Annotated in this window: 16 protein-coding genes; 7 read left to right on the top strand and 9 right to left on the bottom strand. The window is 51.2% G+C overall.

Annotated features, from left to right (window positions below):
• Positions 1-11 precede the first annotated feature (11 nt).
• The 6 genes from ACHUE7_RS01340 (at position 12) to ACHUE7_RS01365 (ending at position 6,835) form a co-directional block, all read left to right on the top strand.
• Positions 12-647 carry a malonic semialdehyde reductase gene (locus tag ACHUE7_RS01340; protein WP_394168366.1) on the top strand — a complete coding sequence of 212 codons (636 nt, stop codon included), beginning with the start codon at positions 12-14 and terminating at the stop codon, positions 645-647.
• Positions 648-744: 97 nt separating this feature from the next.
• Positions 745-2,268, top strand: coding sequence for an amidohydrolase family protein (locus ACHUE7_RS01345; RefSeq protein WP_394168367.1), 1,524 nt, complete (start codon positions 745-747; stop codon positions 2,266-2,268).
• Positions 2,269-2,852: 584 nt separating this feature from the next.
• A complete protein-coding gene (locus ACHUE7_RS01350) occupies positions 2,853-3,398 on the top strand; it encodes a DUF6624 domain-containing protein (RefSeq protein ID WP_394168368.1) in 546 nt (181 codons plus the stop codon).
• A gap of 112 nt (positions 3,399-3,510) precedes the next feature.
• Positions 3,511-4,650: a DUF3800 domain-containing protein gene (locus tag ACHUE7_RS01355; RefSeq protein ID WP_394169139.1), complete on the top strand. Its 1,140-nt coding sequence runs from the start codon at positions 3,511-3,513 to the stop codon at positions 4,648-4,650.
• A gap of 187 nt (positions 4,651-4,837) precedes the next feature.
• Positions 4,838-5,788, top strand: a complete 951-nt coding sequence (locus tag ACHUE7_RS01360; protein WP_394168369.1) for a hypothetical protein — start codon at positions 4,838-4,840, stop codon at positions 5,786-5,788.
• Positions 5,789-6,013: 225 nt separating this feature from the next.
• Positions 6,014-6,835: a hypothetical protein gene (locus ACHUE7_RS01365; RefSeq protein ID WP_394168370.1), complete on the top strand. Its 822-nt coding sequence runs from the start codon at positions 6,014-6,016 to the stop codon at positions 6,833-6,835.
• Positions 6,836-7,708: 873 nt separating this feature from the next.
• Here ACHUE7_RS01365 and ACHUE7_RS01370 read toward each other — a convergent pair.
• The 7 genes from ACHUE7_RS01370 to ACHUE7_RS01400 form a co-directional block, all read right to left on the bottom strand.
• Positions 7,709-8,698, bottom strand: coding sequence for a transposase (locus ACHUE7_RS01370; protein ID WP_394168371.1), 990 nt, complete (start codon positions 8,696-8,698; stop codon positions 7,709-7,711).
• A 715-nt stretch (positions 8,699-9,413) separates the two neighbouring features.
• Positions 9,414-10,325, bottom strand: coding sequence for a histone deacetylase family protein (locus tag ACHUE7_RS01375; RefSeq protein WP_394168372.1), 912 nt, complete (start codon positions 10,323-10,325; stop codon positions 9,414-9,416).
• A gap of 53 nt (positions 10,326-10,378) precedes the next feature.
• A complete protein-coding gene (locus ACHUE7_RS01380; RefSeq protein ID WP_394168373.1) occupies positions 10,379-10,741 on the bottom strand; it encodes a DUF427 domain-containing protein in 363 nt (120 codons plus the stop codon).
• A 262-nt stretch (positions 10,742-11,003) separates the two neighbouring features.
• Positions 11,004-11,444, bottom strand: coding sequence for a cyanase (gene cynS / locus ACHUE7_RS01385; RefSeq protein WP_394169140.1), 441 nt, complete (start codon positions 11,442-11,444; stop codon positions 11,004-11,006).
• Positions 11,445-11,473: 29 nt separating this feature from the next.
• Positions 11,474-12,370 carry an ABC transporter ATP-binding protein gene (locus ACHUE7_RS01390; protein ID WP_394168374.1) on the bottom strand — a complete coding sequence of 299 codons (897 nt, stop codon included), beginning with the start codon at positions 12,368-12,370 and terminating at the stop codon, positions 11,474-11,476.
• A 52-nt stretch (positions 12,371-12,422) separates the two neighbouring features.
• Positions 12,423-13,253 (bottom strand): nitrate ABC transporter permease, encoded by an 831-nt coding sequence (ntrB, locus tag ACHUE7_RS01395; protein WP_394168375.1) that lies wholly within the window; start codon positions 13,251-13,253, stop codon positions 12,423-12,425.
• Positions 13,253-14,680 (bottom strand): CmpA/NrtA family ABC transporter substrate-binding protein, encoded by a 1,428-nt coding sequence (locus ACHUE7_RS01400; protein ID WP_394168376.1) that lies wholly within the window; start codon positions 14,678-14,680, stop codon positions 13,253-13,255. The genes ntrB and ACHUE7_RS01400 overlap by 1 nt, the downstream gene beginning before the upstream one ends.
• A 386-nt stretch (positions 14,681-15,066) precedes the next feature.
• Here ACHUE7_RS01400 and ACHUE7_RS01405 point away from each other — a divergent pair, with 386 nt between their 5' ends.
• The gene (locus ACHUE7_RS01405; RefSeq protein WP_394168377.1) at positions 15,067-17,019 is read left to right on the top strand and encodes a sigma 54-interacting transcriptional regulator; all 1,953 of its coding nucleotides are present in this window, start codon (positions 15,067-15,069) and stop codon (positions 17,017-17,019) included.
• Between the two features lie 101 nt (positions 17,020-17,120).
• On the opposite strand, the gene ACHUE7_RS01410 is transcribed toward ACHUE7_RS01405, so the two are convergent.
• Complete coding sequence (locus ACHUE7_RS01410; RefSeq protein ID WP_394168378.1) at positions 17,121-17,444, bottom strand: hypothetical protein; 324 nt, start codon at positions 17,442-17,444, stop codon at positions 17,121-17,123.
• A gap of 136 nt (positions 17,445-17,580) precedes the next feature.
• Positions 17,581-18,318 carry an SDR family oxidoreductase gene (locus ACHUE7_RS01415; protein ID WP_394168379.1) on the bottom strand — a complete coding sequence of 246 codons (738 nt, stop codon included), beginning with the start codon at positions 18,316-18,318 and terminating at the stop codon, positions 17,581-17,583.
• Between the last annotated feature and the right edge of the window lie 181 nt (positions 18,319-18,499).

An 18,499-nucleotide genomic window follows, 5' to 3' on the forward strand; every position in this document is an offset into this window, starting at 1 on the left:
TATCTGCTGCCATGACATCAATGTCGACCGCACCCCTGGAAGACGCGCGCCACACCCCGCTGGATGACTGCGCGCTCAACCAACTGTTCTACGGCGCCCGCACCTTTGCCTACTGGCAAGACCGGCCCGTCGACGACAACAAGCTGCGCCAACTGGCCGAGCTTTCCGGCCTGGCCCCGACCAGCATGAACTGCAACCCGCTGCGCATCTATTTTCTGCGCTCGGCCGAAGCACGCGAGCAACTGGTGTCCGCACTTAAGGAAGGTAACGTAGAGAAAGTGCGCCAGGCCCCGGTGACCGCCATACTGGCCTACGACCGCCGCTTCTACGACAACCTGCCAACCCTGTTCCCCCACAACAAAGACGCCCGGTCATTATTTGTTGGCAACGAACCCCTGCGCGAAGAAACCGCCTTTCGCAACAGCAGCCTGCAGGGTGGCTATTTCATACTGGCGGCGCGCGCGTTAGGGCTCGATTGCGGCCCGATCTCCGGTTTCGATAACGACAAGGTCGACCAGATTTTCTTCGGTACCGAAAACCCGCACCTGCGCAGCAACTTTATTTGCAACCTGGGTTACGGTGACGAAACCCGGCTGCACGCGCGCGGCCCGCGCCTGAGTTTTGAAGAAAGCTGCCGGCTGTTGTAAGCCGGCGTTTAACGCAAACGTGAACAGATGTAGACATCGTCACAACGGTGACGAACCAACAAACAACGACAAACAAGAACAACAAGAGGATTCTGAAATGTGCAGACTGTGTGACGCCACCAAAGCCAGCGGCCATTCCGAAGGCCGCAGAGACTTCCTGAAAATGGCCGCCGCCACCGGCGCTGTAGCCGCCTCCATGCCGCTACTGGCCGGGGGCGCACAAGCCGACGCCCACTCACCCCAAGCCCAAATGCCCACCGGCATCGGCAACGAAGGCCGCCGCACCCTAATCAAAGGCGGCGCGGTGATGTCGATGGATCCATCAGTAGGCGACCTGCCGGTGGGCGACGTACTGCTCGAAGGCAAGCGCATTGTGCAAATCGCCCCGTCGATCAGCGTGGGAGAAGACGTTGCTGTCATCGATGCCAAAGGCAAAGTCGTCATGCCAGGCTTCATCGACACACACCATCACCAGTTCGAAACCGCCCTGCGCAGCTTCCTGGCCGATGGCATTCTCATTAACGATGGCCAGCCGCACAGCGAGCGCAACTATTACGAGACGATACTGCAGAACTTCTCGATGCACTACCGCACCGAAGACGTCTACATCAACGAACTGTTCGCCGGCCTGTCACAACTCGACGCCGGTGTAACCACGGTGATGGACGTCAGCCAGATCCACCATTCTCCGGAGCATTCCGACGCGGCCATTCTGGGCCTGAAAGACGCCGGCCGCCGCGGCGTGTTCGGTTACTTCGAAGGCTGGGGCGACCGCGCCCAATACCCGCAGGATGCCACCCGCCTTCGCCAGCAGCACTTTGCCTCCGACGACCAACTGACCAGCATGGTAATGGGCGGTGAAATCTACCTGCCGGGTTACGAAGAAGCCTGGCGCATCGGCCGCGAACTGAACCTGCCGATTGCCCTGCACGTGGTAGGCACCTTCGGCATGGCCGACACCTTCGACCAACTGGCGCGCGACGGCCAGTTCGGTGCCGATAACATCTTCATTCACATGACCGGCATGAGCGACATGGCGTGGCAGGCCGCCGCCGATGCGGGTTCTCACGTATCCCTTTCAGTACCCATCGAGATGACCATGCGCCACGGCATGCCACCCATCCAGAAGTGCTTGGACATGGGCCTGCAACCTTCGCTTTCCAGCGACGTGGAATGCACCATGACCGCCGACCCCTTCACCCAAATGCGCTCCACCATGACGCTGCAACGCGCCTTCGTAAACGAAAAGGCCCTGGCCGGTGAAGACAACCTGCCAGGACTGCTCACCGCCCGCGATTGCATCCGCTTCCACACCCTCGAAGGCGCCCGAGGCCTGAAGCTCGACCACAAAGTCGGCAGCCTTACCCCGGGTAAAGAAGCTGACATCATTCTGTTGGATGCCGAAGCTATTAATGTAACCCCACTGAACCACGTACCCGGTGCGGTAGTAACGCTAATGGAGCGTAACAACGTCGATACCGTGCTGGTCGCTGGCAAAATCCGCAAATGGCAGGGTAAGCTGGTGGATGTGGATGTAGACCACCTGCGTGGGCAGTTGGAAGCCAGTCGGGATTATTTGTTTGAAGCCGCAGGCATAGAGCAAGACCTGTTCCGCAGCTGACAGCGCCTGCTCAACCAAGCCAGGCAGCCCCAACAGGCTGCCTGGCAACTCTAGTGGGAGGGCAGTCCCCTGCGCGACCGATAACAAAACCAACCCCAGACCCCCACCCCGTTCAGCCTGAGCCTGTCGAAGGCCCTTGGGGAGCAAACCTACCTGAGCCCCCATAAACCGAGGGGGCGCGAATGACACCCCTCAGCAGATAAATACTTGCCAACTTCGTCACAGAGTGCCATGGTGAACTGACAGCTGAATTTGACTTGGTGTGCCCTGTAACCGGCCGGGCTGTAGTAACTTTAGTGTGTGTATACCGGAACCTTCATGGTCTGCTTTACTGCCTCGTTGATTGTGATTTCGATCGCGTATTTGGGGTTCCCAGGTTGCCATTGCGACCCTGATATCGGAGATAGTTGTCGGAACAGACTGATTTGTAGGATTTGATATCAGGTGGTGGTGAGGGTGGAAAAAATGGCTATAAGCCCACTACTTGGGGGCTTCGCAGCATTTTCTCTCGTAAGTCTTTTGAAGGGCTTGCTGGGATATATGTCTTGGTAGCAATGAATAAGCTGTTAACTGGAGAGGAGTGCATGGATCAAAGCCTTGCAGATGAATTGATTGACATGATGCAGGAAGACCAGCTTGTGCTGCGGCAGCTCTTCGATTCAGGTGAGTTGCCTTCTGAGTCTTATCATCCTCAAATGAAAACCCTGCATGAGCATAATTCTTCCCGTCTGAAAGAGGTTATTGGCCGTCACGGCTGGCCCGGCATTGCGTTGGTCGGGGAAGACGCTGCCGAAGCTGCATGGCTTATCGGTCAGCATTCCGTTTCAGATACTGACTTCATGGCCGAGTGTGCCTGCTTGCTGGAGGATGCCGTTGCAAGAGACAATGTGGCAGGATGGCAGCTTGCATTTCTTCAGGATCGGGTGCGTACTTTATCTGGCAAGCCTCAATACTACGGGACCCAGTTTGACCGTGATGAAAATGGGTGGCCAACTCCGTTTCCCATAGAAGACTCTGATACTGTCAATGAACGTCGTGCGCGCGTTGGGCTAAACTCCTTGGAGAAGCGCCAGGCACAAATGACTGAGCAGGAGCGGAAGCGCCGTGCCAATATCGAACAAACCAGTTAACAAAACGCGTCACTCGGACGCCCTTGTCTCCGCTTCGCTACTTCAAGGTCGCCGGTGCGCTCTGCGTTAAAGTACTCCAAGGAGTCAGAGCTTTATCAAAACTCTAGCGTTCATTGATGAGTCAGGAAATACAGACTTAGATACCTCCAAGTTGGACGTATCTAAGTATTTTATCGTGTGTGCTGTCGTTATAGATGACGTTCAATTTGATTCGTTAGTACAGGGGGTTGAAGCTATTCGTGAAAAATACTTCCAAATAGGGGAGATAAAATCGAGTAGTGTTAGAGATAGAGATGGTCATGCGCGACGCATAAAAATACTCGATAGTATATTAGAGTTAGATTTCAAGTTTTACGCAGTAGCAATAGAGAAAGATTCTTTAAGCCGTGATGGTGGTTTACAGTATAAAAAATCATTTTTAAAATTTATTAATGGCCTTCTATACAAACAGTTATTTGAAAACTTTCCCAGTATTTTGGTATTCGCCGACGAGCATGGTGGTGACGAGTTTAAGCTAAGCATTAGAAAATATATAGAAAATAATCATAAGCCAGATCTGTTTTGGGAGTCCGAGTTAAATTTGGTTTCAAGTAAGGACAATGTACTTGTTCAACTAGCTGATTTTCTTGTTGGAACGCTTGCGAAAGTTTACGAAGGTAAGTCAAATCCGGCTCTATTAGAAAGTTATAGATCGTTGCTAAAGTCAAAGGCTTTAGATGTAAAAGAATGGCCAACTAAGTATCAGGCATATTTCGAACCAGACAAAACGACCAAGGAGTATGATCGCTTCATTCATTCTCACGCGCTTTATAAAGCAGAAATATATATTGAAAAGTACCGGGAGTACAATGACGAAGAGACAAGGATCCAAGTGTGTGTTTTAAGCCATCTAGTTTTTAATAGTCGACTATCGTCCGATGACGGTTATATTGCAACTAAGGGATTGCTGGAACATTTGCAAAACTGTGGTTTTAGGGGCGTATCAGAGTACGCCATCAGATCCCAGATCGTATCAAAGCTAAGAGATAAAGATGTGATAATAGCTAGTTGTCATCAGGGTTACAAAATACCCAGCAGCTACTCAGATCTCTATGACTTTGTTGAGCGGGTAAATAGTCTAGTTCTTCCACTATTAGAGCGTTTTAACAAGGCTAGGAATAGTTATTTAGTTGCTAGTAAAGGCGATATAGATTTACTAAAAGGGCCTAAATACCCTGAGTTGGTTGAATTCTTACACATACTCAACAAATGATTTAACAAGCCGCTCCAGTCTTAAGGAGCCTAAGAGGACAGGCGAATTAGTCGACTATTGGGTAAATAGGACATGCACGGAAGCCAGCTATCAAAAATGCAATTGTCATAGGTTGGTGCTATTGTTGTGACGGGTGTCCACACAGCATTCTCGAACCTGAACTCACGCCTCAATTGGTAGAACTTATATGAATGAAGAAATGATGGAGTATGTTGAGAGAGAGAGGCGTGAGCGCGTGGACAAGCAAAATGCCATGTACGCTGAACTTCAAGAACGAGAGTCGGAACTTTCGAAATACAGAGAGATGTTAAGAGCGAGGGAGCAAGAGCTAGATCTATATAAGAACCAGTTGAAGGAAGATCAAATTGAAAGAGAAAGATATTTTAGAAATGAGCTTAGTGAACGGGATAAGCTAATAGAGCTCCGCGAAAAGGAATTGTATTCTCGTCAAAAAGAAATGGAGCGGCAGTTTTCCGAAAGATTTGAAGAGACAGAAGAGTTACGTGAAAGGCTTCAAAATGAACTTATTCAAAAGGAAGCCGAACTAAATAATCTTCTTATTGAAGCTGAACGTGAGAAAGAAAGATATCGTGAGGAGAGTCGAAAATCTATTGAGTCAAAGTCCCAAAAGTTTGTAGATTCAGCGCTTCAGTTGCTTAGCAAGAAGGAGACGAAGTTTCATGATATTTCAAGAAATTGGTCAATAGTCGGTGCCTTCTCAATTGTATTTGGAATAGGCTTTGCAGTGTATACGATGATAAATAGTGCTGATTTGTTCCACCAAGCATCTAACAGCCTCTCATACTATTTATATTCACTCTTTCGTGGTCTTATTGTTGTTAGTCTTTTTGGAGCCTTATCTAGGTATGCATTTGTTCTCAGCAATTCATTTATGCACGAATCTTTAAAAAGTGGCGAAAGGCTGCATGCTATTAAGTTTGGAGAGTTTTACCTAGATGCATATGGAGCTGATGCAGAGTGGGAACAACTCAAGGAAGCGTTTGAAAACTGGAATATCAGTGGAAGTAGTGCATTTTCTAAAAAAGATATAGATTCTAAAAGTAGTGATTTAGCTGGGGCAATATTAGCAAGTCTAGAGAAAGCAACAAGACTAGAATCGGAGAAGAGTTCACGATGATTGTATAATGGACGCATATCAAGGTCTAATAGGGCCTAACAGGACAGTGCACAGTAGTAGAAACAGTTTGAGACGACCCAATAGGACATGGACGACCCAATAGGACATGCACATTGCTCGACTATCAAGATCATTTAGAGCATAGTCTTTGACTATTTGTTGTGATGGGTGCCTCGCTTGCTTTAGCAAATGCGAAGTTAAGCCTCTTGGTACGGGAGTTTAACATTGGTAGAGTTTTTAAGAAGTGTTCCAACGGTAATTTGGTCGGTAACATTGGGTTCTCTGATTACTTTTCTTGGGGTATTAGTTTCTAATAGAAACAATAGAAAGAGATTGGAAATCCAGCTAAGCCATGATAGAGAGCTTAAAGCAATAGAAAGAAAGGTCTCAATTAGGCGCGAAGTTTATTTAAGTGCGGTTGAAGAGTTAGTCAAAGCAAATAATTATCTTGGGTCTCTTGCTCAAGTAGATCTTACCAAAACAAATATCGCTGAGGGTATTCAAGGTTTCTTCATATCGGCAGCCAAATTAGGGTTAATTGCCGAGCATGAAACTGGAAAAGCATTAAACGATTTGATGTTGGCATATAGTGCTCTGTCATTTAGGTTGCTAGCAAAAGTGTCACCTATTACTAATTTGAGAGTTGATATAGATATCATAGATGGCCACTATGAAGAGTCTCAAACAGAAATTAAAAGAATTATAGCAGCAATGAACAATCAAAATGAGTCAGGGGAACCAAGTAAAGCTGTATTCGAGGCCTTGAACAAGTCTTTTGAATTTCATATCAATAGATCAAAAGAACTAACAGAAGAAAGAGGTCAGCACTGGGACAAAGTAAATGAACTCACAAGGGAATTTGCAATAGAAGTAGCCCAAGAATTGAAAGCAATATCACTGCTTCAAACCCATGTTATGGTCGGTATACGTAAAGAATTAGATATTGAAACAGATGTCGAATTCTATAAGCAGCAGACGCTAAGTAGCGTCGAAAAAGTTACCAAACAGCTTGATGAGTTTATATCTGCAATGGATAAGCAGGATTAACCGAGACTAAAGACTAGACGGACAGGCACAATCGAGCATTATCGAGACATATATAGACGATAGACGCCCGACACCGATATTGTCGAGATGACTAATAGGACTGAAAAGGTTAATAGGACATGCACATTGCTCGACTATCAAGATCATATTGTCCATAGGTTTTAGCTATTTTTGTGATGGGTGTCCAGCTTGCGCCTCTTTTATATGCTGACGGCCAAGGTATCCCGAGGGATGACGTACATGCATATTCTTGGTTTAGTGTGGCATTACGTGACGTTAAAGATCCGCCAATGGACTCACTCAGTCCTCTCCTGGACCTCGACCCAATGGGTAAAGATGAAGCTAGGGTGGTAGCAAAAAATCTCCGAGGGAGGCTTGCTGAGCAAGGCCTAACAGGACAGACACCGTAGTAAAAAAGTTTGAAATAACTCGGTCATAGAAATTTGTATTAGATGCGTTGCAAGGAAATTAATGGATAGGGTTAATCTGCATGAAAACCTGCCAAATTCCCGGTATTCAAGCGCAGCAGGGCCTCAGGTTGCCCTGTGACACGATTTTTTTAATCACGGACTAGAAGGACAGGCACAATAGTAAAAACAGTTTGAGATGCTTCAGTCAAAGAGATTTGTTTGAGGAGTGTTGCAAGAAAATTAGTGGATAGGGTTAATCTGTAGGACCTAATAGCGGGCCTAACAGGACAGGCACCGTAGTAATAAGTTTGAAATACCTCGGTCATAGAAATTTGTTTTAGGTGGGTTGCAAGAAAATTAGTGAATAGGGCTAATCTGCACGAAAACCTATCAAATTTCCGGTTTTCAAGCGCGGAAGTGCCTCAGGTTGCCCTGTGACAAGATATTTTTAATAAGTGGGTGTTTAGGTAAGTAGCTCTGCCAACCCAAGCCCGGGAGTTCTCTGGTAGCCGAACTGTTGGAACTTGGATTTTATTGAAATGGCGGTACCCACGAGCCCTTTAAACTGGCTCTCGAAGTGTTGGGTGTTGTAGATCCAATGTTCAGCATCGATGTTTAGGCGTTCAAGAATCGGCGGTATGCCATTGTCGATACTCCCACGCTTGTCATCCCTAAGTTGTCGCCCGGTCCAGTCTACCAGTTCCAGGTAATCCTGCAGCCGGAAGGGGAGGCCAGCAGGCATGTCCTGTCGCGGGTAACCTGCAAACGGGAATAGTAATGAAGGCTGATGTGGCTCTGTTGATTCCGGATCTTCTTGGGCCGTAACTATTCGTTGTTTGGCGGAAGTGTACTCTGAAGTTTCTGGTGTGGCGGCCATTTGTGCCCGAATGGGGTTTAAGTCTACATAGGCTAAGCAGGTTGCCAGAGCTGTTTCATCCAGCAAAGCCTGAGATTTAAATCTTGCCTCCCAGAATCTGCCTGTGCAACTGTCTTCCGCATTGGCTTGTCGTGCTATATCTTCATTGAGAGCCCTCATGAACCAGCTGATCGACATCAGGCGTTCGCGCCATTCTGCTACCAGTTCTGAAATGACTCTGAGTTGCTCTTCATACAGCTCTTTACTGGCCAGATACTCATGGCTGAGATGGTTACCGGCATACAGGCTGTGCCAGCGCTGTATGACTTCGCTATCCGACCACGCCTTGGCTTTCTCAGCGTTGATGTGCAAAACCACATGGTAGTGGTTGGACATGACGGCATAGGCGCAGATATCGAGCGCATACACCTCGGCGAGCTGTAGCATGCGTTGCTCAATCCATCCGCGCCGGTGTTCGTAATCGTTACCGGAATGCTCATCGCGCCCGCATAGGAATGCGCGGCGCACACAGCGGGAAGTGCAGTGGTAATAAGGTGTCGCCTCCAGGGCGATCTGGCTTTTCCTTGAACGCGGCATAATGTCTAACCCTGACGGTATGCGATAACTGTATAAACTACTGGATATGCGTTGTTGGGTCAAGTATTCAGGTGGGTGTCTCAAGAGGCCCAATATATGTCCCAAGAGGCCACCTAATAGAAAATGCACATTAGTCGTCTATTAAAACAAACTAAGCCCATGGTTAGATGCTATCGGCTGTGATGGGTATCCACAATTTACTTCTTCAGTTTATGGATAGATTAGAATCACGAAAACTGAAGCAATCATATACAATGCAAACGCTAAAAAGAACGCCCTCAAAAAAGTTCTTTCTATCCCTAGATGAAAACCTGCAAAGATCATTGTTTTTCTTAAGGTAAATTGTCTGATTATCAATAAACTACTGACGCTTAGTAATAGGGTAACTACCATGTGTTTTGGATCAAACCCTACCAGGATTCTTTTGATGAAGAGAATGGAAAATGCGCAGATGTAGAGCGAAAGGAACAATTTCCAGAAAGTATTTCTATCAGCCATCAATTGCTCCCTTTGATAAAGTAGCGTTGCACTAACGTTAGTCTAACAGGCCAGAGTGGCCTAATAGAACATATACAGAGTCCACTATCAGAGCTAAAGAATTCATAGGTCTATGCTATTGCTTGTAATGGGTTTCTAGCGAGTTGTTGTCGTCTTCCGCATATGACGGCACGCTTAAGGATGGCTCACAGATGACCCGCCGCTGCTGAAGCCGGGTTCAGCGCCTGAGCTCCACCGCCACCTCAACAACAATGGCATGACGCCTGGCCAGCGCCTGGCGGTCGTCGTCGTAGCCACCCCCGATAACCGTTGCAACGGGAATGCCCCGCTGCAGCAACTTGCTCAGCACCAGCCGGTCGCGCTGCCGGATGCCCGCTTCTGAAATGTTCAGGCGCCCCAGCGGGTCACCGGTAAACACGTCCACACCGGCGTCGTACAACACGATGTCCGGTGAGCAACGCCGCAGTGCCTCGTCCAGCGTGTTGTTTACGACCTCCAGATAGTCATCGTCCTCCATGCCGTTGGGCAAACCTACGTCCATATCACTGGTTTGCTTGGTGAAGGGAAAATTGGTTTCGCAATGAATGGAGCAGGTAAAGGCACCTTCATCATCCTTCAGCAAGGCCGCGGTTCCGTCGCCCTGATGCACGTCGCAGTCAAAGATCAGTACTTGTCGGATATCGGATTGCCTGAGCAGCACATGCGTGGCAATGGCCAGATCGTTCAGAATGCAAAAACCGGAGGCGTGGTCGTAGTGCGCATTGTGGGTGCCGCCTGCCAGGTGACAGGCCAGACCCTGATGCAGTGCCAACTGGGCGGTAAGCACGGTACCGGAAGGCGCCAGTAAGGTGCGTTTGACCAGGCCCTCGCTCCAGGGCAGGTTCATCTGGCGTTGTTCGTCGCGTGATAGTGTGTTGTTGATGAACCGGGCCAGATACGCCGGAGAGTGAGTCTGGTTCAGCCAGTGGTAACGGCACTTGCCCGGTCGGTAGGTGTTGTCGGGGGTCAGCAGTCCCTGACCGCGCAGGTAGTCCGCCAGCATTCCAAACTTTGCCATCGGGAACCGGTGTTTGGGCGGGAACGGGAAACTGTAGTCGGGGTGGTGCACCAGGGGCGGCAAGCCAGACATCGGGTTATCCTAAGTGTTAACGCCGCAGCGGGCTGCGGTTGTGCCAATTCAGATCAGTCGTTTTCCCCGACGGTCTCGTCAAAGTGGGCCGGGTCAAATACCATGCGCCCGCTTATCGCGGTCATGGCGTCGGTTGGTTGCTCGTAAACCCACACAGCATCCTTGATAACCTGGTCGCCCGTTACGAAGTCGTAGTAGGTGGCGTGGCCTTTGAACGGGCAGTAGGTTCGGGTGCCCGAAGGTTGGAGGGTTCCCGAGAGCAGGGCATCCCCAGGCAGATATTGGCGGTCGGGATAGCCTTTCTCGCTCAATTGAACGGCCTGGCGGGTCTCGGCGATAATGTCGTCGCCCAGGCGCACAGTAACGGGGGCAGAATGGGGTGTCAGGGTGATGCGCCCGTCAGGGTTGTGAATCATTGGGAGCTCCGTCTTGGTGATTGCCAGTGGCCAAGTGTAGTCAATATTGACCCTCAATGAGGCAAGACCTTACCAGAATTCCCAAACACCGGGGTTCACCCGAAAAATGTAGTAGTACAGCGTGAATACTGGGGTATTTCCTGTCTGTGGTCGGTGAACTGAAGTGCGCCGACTGTAACGTCGATGTTGCTGCGATAGAATGTTAAAAGTACCGGGCCCGTGTAGGCCGGGTACTTTTTTATAGGTGCAAGCTGCTTCGAACTTACCAGCGGTTGTAGGCGAGGTACTTACCGCTCATGGTGATCACGACCCGGTCGCCTTTGGGGTTCTCTTCCTTGTCGACGTCCATGGTGAAGTCAATGGCGCTCATGATGCCATCACCAAACTTTTCATGGATAAGTTCTTTCAACGTATCGCCGTATACACCAACAATTTCATAAAAGCGGTAAATAGCCGGGTCTTGTGGAATCGCATCGTCCCAGCCTTTTTTGGGCGATACCTGAAGGGTTGCCGCAACGTCCTTGTCGAGACCAAGTAGGTCACAGATGGCGAAGGCTTTGTCTTCTGTCATGGTGTTCATCCCAAGACACGCCGAGGTCGTGAATACCGGCGACATGCCAATGCTCTCTGCAAGGGTTTCCCAGGAAATCCCTTTGGTCGCTTTGGCTTCGAAAATTTTTGCGGTCATCATTTCTTTGGTCATCATGGCTAAATCCTCATTTCAATGATTGGTCAAGCGTTAACGGCCTTTACTGTGTCTGGCTTACTCTCTTGATTGCCGATTACTGACCCGGCAGTGAGCCCCGGTTCAACAACACGCGGACTTCCATCGACTTCAGGCTCTGCGGAGTCGCTTCGGTTAACGAGATAATCGACGAGATAGTCGCGGATTTTGTGGTAGGACGGTTCCTGGAAAATGGTCGATCGTGCACGTGGGTGTGGCAAGCCGACTTTTACGCTTTCCGCTATCCGTGCGTTAGGGCCATTGGACATCAGGAAGATTCGATCAGATAACAAGATGGCTTCGTCCACATCGTGCGTGATCATAAAGACGGTTTGTCGTGTTTCCTGCCATATTTTAACCAGCTCATCCTGAATAACGCCGCGGGTCAGCGCGTCAAGCGCACCAAACGGCTCATCAAGCAACAACAGTTCAGGCTGGGTGGCAAAGGCTCGGGCAATACTCACCCGCTGACGCATACCACCCGACAGTTGTGATGGCTTGCGATGAAAAGCGTGATCGAGCCCGACCATTTTAAGGTAGCGCTCGCTGTGCTCCAGAACCTGTTGCTTGGTCCAGGATGGCCAGCGCGCGCGCACGGCAAAGGTAATATTGCTCAGGGTACTTTTCCAGGGCAGCAGACTGTAGTTTTGAAAGACCACGCCCCGGTCAAGGCTGGGCCCTTTTACTTCCTTACCATTCATGACGATGTTGCCGGTCGTGGCTTCATCCAGACCGGCCAGCACGTTTAGGATCGTAGATTTGCCACATCCGGAGTGACCGATGATGCACACAAATTCGCCCTTCTCCAGTGCAAGACGAATGTCCTCAAATACGGTGAACTCGCCGCCCTGTCCGTCCGGGTAGACTTTCGACAGCGCTTCGACTTCCAAAAATGACTTACTCATATCAGCCTCCGTTCGGAGTGGTACAGCGCCCTCACACCGTGAGGGCGGTGTTTTACTCGGTGTATTCCACCAGCTTCTGGGCTTTGCCCAGGGCGATATCCAATACCATCCCGACCAAACCAATCATGAGAATGGAGAAAATCACGCTGGTCAGGTCGAGGTTGTTCCATTCATTCCACACGTAGTAACCAATGCCCGTTCCACCAACCAGCATTTCTGCGGCAACAATCACCAGCCAGGCGATGCCGATCGAAATCCGCATGCCGGTCAGAATGGTGGGGGCAGCGGCTGGCAGGATAACGGTTAGCGCGGTGCGAATTTGGCTAAGCTCATGCGTTCGCGCTACATTTATCCAGTCCTGGCGCACGTTTGCTACGCCAAATGCCGTGTTTAATAACATGGGCCAGATCGAACAAATGAAGATGACGAATATGGCCGATGCGTCGGAGTCCTGAATAATGAACAGCGCCAATGGCATCCAGGCAAGCGGAGATATTGGCCGCAACACCTGAATGTAGGGGTTGAACGCTTTATACATCAATGGGGACATACCAATCAGAAACCCAATGGGCAACGCAATCACCATGGCCGCCAGGTAACCGGCCAATACCCGGTACACCGAGTAGGCCAGTTGAATGCCAATCCCCTTGTCATTGGCACCCGCGTCGTAAAACGGATTCGACAATTCTTCCCAGGCCCGAATTAAAACAGCCGAGGGCGGTGGCACCCGGGATTCCTGCTCCGCGCCACCCATCAGAATTTCGTATTCCGTCATACTCTCCTGAGCTTCAGGCGGTTGAGTCGACAGTTCCCACAGGCCAAGCAAGGCGGCCAGGATAGAAATCGACAGCAGAGCCGCCCTCACGTTCAAAGAGGACATCATCAGACCCTCCCGATAGCAAAGCTTCGCGTGTATTCTTCTGGCGTCGCCGGGTCAAAGGTTTTACCCATGATGACGTGTGATTTGTAGGTCTCGTTAGGGACCTCCATACCCATCTCTCTCATGATGCGTCCGGTATCACTCGCCAGGTAAACCTGCTCGGCAATACCCCGGTAATCGACGTCGCCCTCGATGTAACCCCAGCGCTTCATTTGCGTCAGAATCCATACGCCCATCGAGTGCCAGGGGAACGGGTCGAAGTCGATACGGTCTGGCACATCCATGATGTTGCCAAGACCATCGGCATAGCGGCCGGTGAGTACTTGTTGAATGACCGGAACTGGCTGATTCAGATAGTTAGTGGGTGCAATGGCTTCAGCAATTTCGAATCGGTTGTTGTAATCGTTCGAGTACTGGGTTGCATCAAGAATCGAGCGCAGCAGCGCGCCGTACGTATTTGGGTTCTCTGTGGCAAACTGCTGGCTACAGGCAAAAGCACAGCAAGGGTGACCTTCCCAGATGTCTTTGGTCAGCATGTGGATGAAACCGACTTTTTCCCATACAGCCCGCTGGTTGAACGGATCGGGCGACAAATAGCCGTCCAGGTTGCCGGCTCTCAGGTTAGCGACCATTTCCGGTGGTGGAACCACTCGAATCTGTACATCTGTATCCGGGTCAATACCGTTCTCGGCGAGGTAGTAACGCAGCAGGAAGTTGTGCATCGAGTACTCAAACGGCACACCGAATTTGAAGCCTTTCCACTGTTTGGGATCACGTTTATCTTTGTGGTCAACGTGCAACACAATGGCCTGACCGTTAATGTTTTCTACCGCTGGCATGATGTAAGGTTCCGGAGTAGAACCGGCCCCCATCGACATGGCCAGTGGCATCGGCGTCAGCATGTGAGAGGCATCGTATTCGCCCGCCAGGGATTTGTCGCGCGCGACAGCCCAGCCGGCGGTTTTGGTGACAGTTACGTCCAGACCGTACTTTTCATAGAAGCCCAGCGGGTCTGCCATGATGATCGGGGTGGCGCACGTAATGGGGACAAAGCCAACGTTCAGTCTCGTCTTTTCCAGCTGCCCCATCGCTTCATGAGCGGCGGCCTTTGCCTGAGCTAACGGGAATACACTGCCAATCATCGCAGCTGCACTGCCGGTCCCCACCATTTTCATGAAACTGCGACGGCTATGATCGTTGTGCCCGAATACTGAACGCACGACAGCGCTTTCAATCGCCCGATCAAGCAAGTCTTCGGAACTCCCGTTCTGCGCGATGGTATCGGCAGAAGCCTGCTCCAGCTGAGCAAAGGAAGGGTCACGTTCATTTGGTGGGTTTGTGGAGGTCATACAGTCGGAGCAACCGCAGTCTTTTTTGTGAATCAGCGACTGGTCACCGTCAAATGGATTTCCCAAGCTTTTAATGGTCATCGAAGTATCTCCCGTAATGTGTTTGGGGCGCAGAAACCCATCGCCCGGTCCTCAATCTTTGCCTTCTCACCTCCAATCGCACCAGTCGGGTGCGGTGGCAGGGGCTCTAACTAAGTCGGGTCAGAAATTGGTGCTACCCGACCACACGTAACGCATCTGGCGTAGAGGCTTAACGCAGAAGTTGTGCCAACCCCAGCAACTTTTTTAACGCATTGTTTTTTAAGGTTTTTAATAGATGTTCAAGCGTTTGGTTCACTTACGAATATTCGTAAATTACGAAGATTCGTAAATCAGTTAACGATATTTCGTGAGCTGGCATAAGTTTTGAAGTGTCATTCAGGCAGGCTGTGCCTACTCCGGGATGGCCATTGACGGGATGACACTTCATGACTGAACTGCTTACGCACTCAGCCTCCGACACTTCAAGCTCTGCCCGGCATTGGGTTGATCAACTGCCGGAGCCTGCATTGCTGGTTGATGCCGAACAGGATGTCATTCTTGCGCTGAACCCGGCGCTCGGGCGGCTGCTTGGTGTCAGTCGAGGCAGCCTGACGGGTTCGTCCTGTACCCGCCTGTTCCGTGGGCAAGGTCCCATGCTCATTGCATTTACCGAAGAAACCCTTTATCGGGGCAGCGCCTGGAGCCGCGACTTTAGCCTCACGCATCGCGATGGACAGACTGTAGAGCTTGAAATTTCAGCCTCTCGGGCCGGCGAACCCGACGAGCACGTTATGCTCCTACTCCTGAGAGACAGCAATCGGTTGCGCGTTCGCCGGGAGCGGCATGATGCCAATCACTGCCATCGTGGAGGGCTGCTGGAATGGCGGCGAATCGAAGAGCTGTTCAAGGATATGGAGCGAGAGAATCAACTCATTCTGCATGCGGTGGGAGAGGGTATTTACGGCGTAGATGCCGAAGGCCGGGCAACCTTTGTAAACCCGGCAGCCGAGCGAATGCTGGGCTGGCGCAGTGACGAATTGATGGGTCGGGTCGTGCACCGGGTTATGCACCATTCCCATGAGGACGGCAGCCTGTTCCCGTTAAACCAGTGTCCCATCTACGAGGCCTTTCGTAACGGCAGTGTCATGCGGGTCGATGAGGACTGGTTCTGGCGGAAAGACGGATCTGGGTTCCCGGTTGAGTACACCAGCACACCCATTATGGATAACGGCCACCCCGTCGGTGCGGTGCTTGTTTTCCGCGATGTATCCCAGCGCCACCAGGCACAAAAACAATTGCAAAAAGCCTTAGAGGAAGTTGAAAGCCTGAAACACAAACTGGAAATTGAAAACGCTTACCTACAGGAAGAGCTCAGTGCGGAGTATCACTTTCACGAAATTGTCGGGCAAAGTGACGCCATAAAAGCGATTGTAAGGCGTATCGGGCTAGTAGCGCCCACTGACGCGAATGTTCTGGTAACCGGTGAGTCAGGCACCGGCAAGGAGCTTATCGCCCGAGCCATTCATCATGCTGGCTCACGACAGGAGCGACCACTGATTCGCGTGAATTGTGCGGCTATCCCGAAAGACTTGTTTGAGAGTGAGTTTTTCGGGCACGTTAAGGGTGCTTTTACCGGCGCGATCAATGACCGCATCGGTCGGTTTGAACTTGCCGACGGCGGAACGTTGTTTCTCGACGAGGTGGGTGAGATTCCCATTGAACTGCAGGGCAAACTGCTTCGGGTATTGCAGGATCAGGAATTCGAGCGAGTCGGTGAAAACCTGACACGCCGTGTTGACGTGCGAGTCATCGCGGCGACCAATCTGGACCTGCAAGTGGCCGTAGCTGAGAAACTGTTTCGGGAAGACCTCTACTTCCGACTCAATGTGTTCCCGATTGAATCGGTTCCTTTGCGGCAACGAACCGAAGACATTCCGATGCTGGCACAGGAATTCCTGCAGCGAGCCTGCACCCGCTTCAACCGACCCGGGCTGACACTCACGAACCGGGATGTTGAGCAGCTGCAACATTACCACTGGCCAGGCAATGTCCGTGAGTTGGAAAACGTCATTGAGCGACAAGTCATCACCGCCAATGGCAGGCTCGATTTCGACCTGGTCGGCCGCGATACAGCCGGAACAAAGCAAGCGCTTGCCAGTGATGCACCCCCCCGGCATTCCGGAGCACAGGTCAAGACACTCCAGGAAATGCAGAAGCTTGAGCACGATAACCTGGTACGCGCACTGGTCGCTGCCGGGGGGCGGGTGTCGGGACAAGATGGTGCGGCTGCTTTGCTGGGTATTAAACCGACTACACTGGCCTCCAGGTTAAAAAAGAGTGGCATCAATGCGGCAAGCTTTAAAACGACTGATGCTGAGGCCGAGAGTCGTTCGCGTTAGCTGATTGGATGCTTGTAATGTGTGTCCAGAGAGCTGTTGATTGAGGCTGGCAGCGGCCAGCCGTCGACTTGGAAAGCAACCCCCCAACTCAAAGACGAGACTCAGCCGAAATACTCCTCCATCCACTGCACCAGTTTACCGGTGTCCAATTCAGACAACGCCATACTCTGAAAATCATCACCGACCTCCTGTTCGATGGTAATAAACTGATACAACAACTGGCCGGGCTGCCCATCATGAAGAATCAGCATGATATGGCGAGCGGTCCGATGGCAGTCAATGGTCAGTACATCGGCCGGAATGCCGGCATCCCGCATCTTGCGGCGGACCTCAATGACGGGGTTGATGTGTTCATGACTGGCCTGAATGCGGGCATGGGCATCGCTGACGGCATCAGATAACAGTTCCAAGGGATCTTCGGGCATGGTTGGTCTCGCTGGACGTCGTTGACTGGATTGATGAGCCGTTCAGGGTAGCCCAATGAAACCCGGTTAGACAAACAATAGGGGAACAGGCACCGGGTGTGCCGGTTCCCAGCGACACCCGATGCACGGTTCAGGATTATTCCTGACGAGTAGGGCGATACAGTATCTCGTTAATGTCCACGTCTTCAGGCTGGCTCATCGCGAAGATGACGCAGCGTGCAAAGCTATCGGCCGAAATTGCATGGTCTTTGTAGAAACCCGCCACCCGTTCAGAGACTCCTTCGGCGCCTACCGACGATGGCAATTCCGTATCGACGGCTCCCGGAGAGAGTATGGTGGTGCGAATGCCATAGGGTTTCACTTCCTTGCGCAGGCCTTCCGAGATCGCCCGTACGGCAAACTTGGTGCCGGAATAGACGGCGCTGCCAGGCCCAACGCTGTGACCTGCCACCGAAGAGACGTTGATGATCTGGCCGCTTTGCTGCTCTTTCATGTGCGGTAGAGCCGCCCCGATGCCGTACAGAACCCCTTTGATGTTGACGTCGATCATCTGGTCCCATTCGTCGTAGCGCAGCATCTCCAGCGGAGACAGGGGCATTAGACCGGCGTTGTTGATCATCACATCCACCCGTCCGTGGAGTGATATGGCGCGGTCCACCAGCGCCTGAACCTGGGTGCGGTCGGTGACATCGGTTTTGACCAGGGCCTCCTGGCTTAACCCAATTTCCTCTGCCAGGGCGGTCATGCGGTCCATGCGTCGTGCGCCGAGCACCAGTTTGGCGCCGGCTTTGGCCAGGTGGCGAGCGGTCTCGGCGCCCAGGCCACTGCTGGCGCCGGTAATAACAACGACTTTGTTTTCGATACCTTCTGTCATGAGAATCTCCTCTCTTGAGCATTGTCCGTTGAAACGGTACCCCCAATCGGGTTCTAAACGGATACGGTGACCTTGATTGGTCCGTTATTGGCGATTTCAAACACAGTGGTTGGAACAAGGCTTGAGGGGGGAGGCAGCGTCGGCAGGCAGACGGTCGCTTTCTGTGTTAGCGTTATAGAGG

Source organism: Saccharospirillum alexandrii (assembly GCF_043641555.1).
GTDB lineage: Bacteria > Pseudomonadota > Gammaproteobacteria > Pseudomonadales > Natronospirillaceae > Saccharospirillum > Saccharospirillum alexandrii_A.

Coding starts and splice junctions, on each gene's coding strand:
- ACHUE7_RS01340 (WP_394168366.1), top strand. CDS start 12: ATGACATCAATGTCGACCGCACCCCTGGAAGACGCGCGCCACACCCCG.
- ACHUE7_RS01345 (WP_394168367.1), top strand. CDS start 745: ATGTGCAGACTGTGTGACGCCACCAAAGCCAGCGGCCATTCCGAAGGC.
- ACHUE7_RS01350 (WP_394168368.1), top strand. CDS start 2,853: ATGGATCAAAGCCTTGCAGATGAATTGATTGACATGATGCAGGAAGAC.
- ACHUE7_RS01360 (WP_394168369.1), top strand. CDS start 4,838: ATGAATGAAGAAATGATGGAGTATGTTGAGAGAGAGAGGCGTGAGCGC.
- ACHUE7_RS01370 (WP_394168371.1), bottom strand. CDS start 8,698: ATGCCGCGTTCAAGGAAAAGCCAGATCGCCCTGGAGGCGACACCTTAT.
- ACHUE7_RS01375 (WP_394168372.1), bottom strand. CDS start 10,325: ATGTCTGGCTTGCCGCCCCTGGTGCACCACCCCGACTACAGTTTCCCG.
- ACHUE7_RS01380 (WP_394168373.1), bottom strand. CDS start 10,741: ATGATTCACAACCCTGACGGGCGCATCACCCTGACACCCCATTCTGCC.
- cynS (WP_394169140.1), bottom strand. CDS start 11,444: ATGACCAAAGAAATGATGACCGCAAAAATTTTCGAAGCCAAAGCGACC.
- ACHUE7_RS01390 (WP_394168374.1), bottom strand. CDS start 12,370: ATGAGTAAGTCATTTTTGGAAGTCGAAGCGCTGTCGAAAGTCTACCCG.
- ntrB (WP_394168375.1), bottom strand. CDS start 13,253: ATGATGTCCTCTTTGAACGTGAGGGCGGCTCTGCTGTCGATTTCTATC.
- ACHUE7_RS01400 (WP_394168376.1), bottom strand. CDS start 14,680: ATGACCATTAAAAGCTTGGGAAATCCATTTGACGGTGACCAGTCGCTG.
- ACHUE7_RS01405 (WP_394168377.1), top strand. CDS start 15,067: ATGACTGAACTGCTTACGCACTCAGCCTCCGACACTTCAAGCTCTGCC.
- ACHUE7_RS01410 (WP_394168378.1), bottom strand. CDS start 17,444: ATGCCCGAAGATCCCTTGGAACTGTTATCTGATGCCGTCAGCGATGCC.
- ACHUE7_RS01415 (WP_394168379.1), bottom strand. CDS start 18,318: ATGACAGAAGGTATCGAAAACAAAGTCGTTGTTATTACCGGCGCCAGC.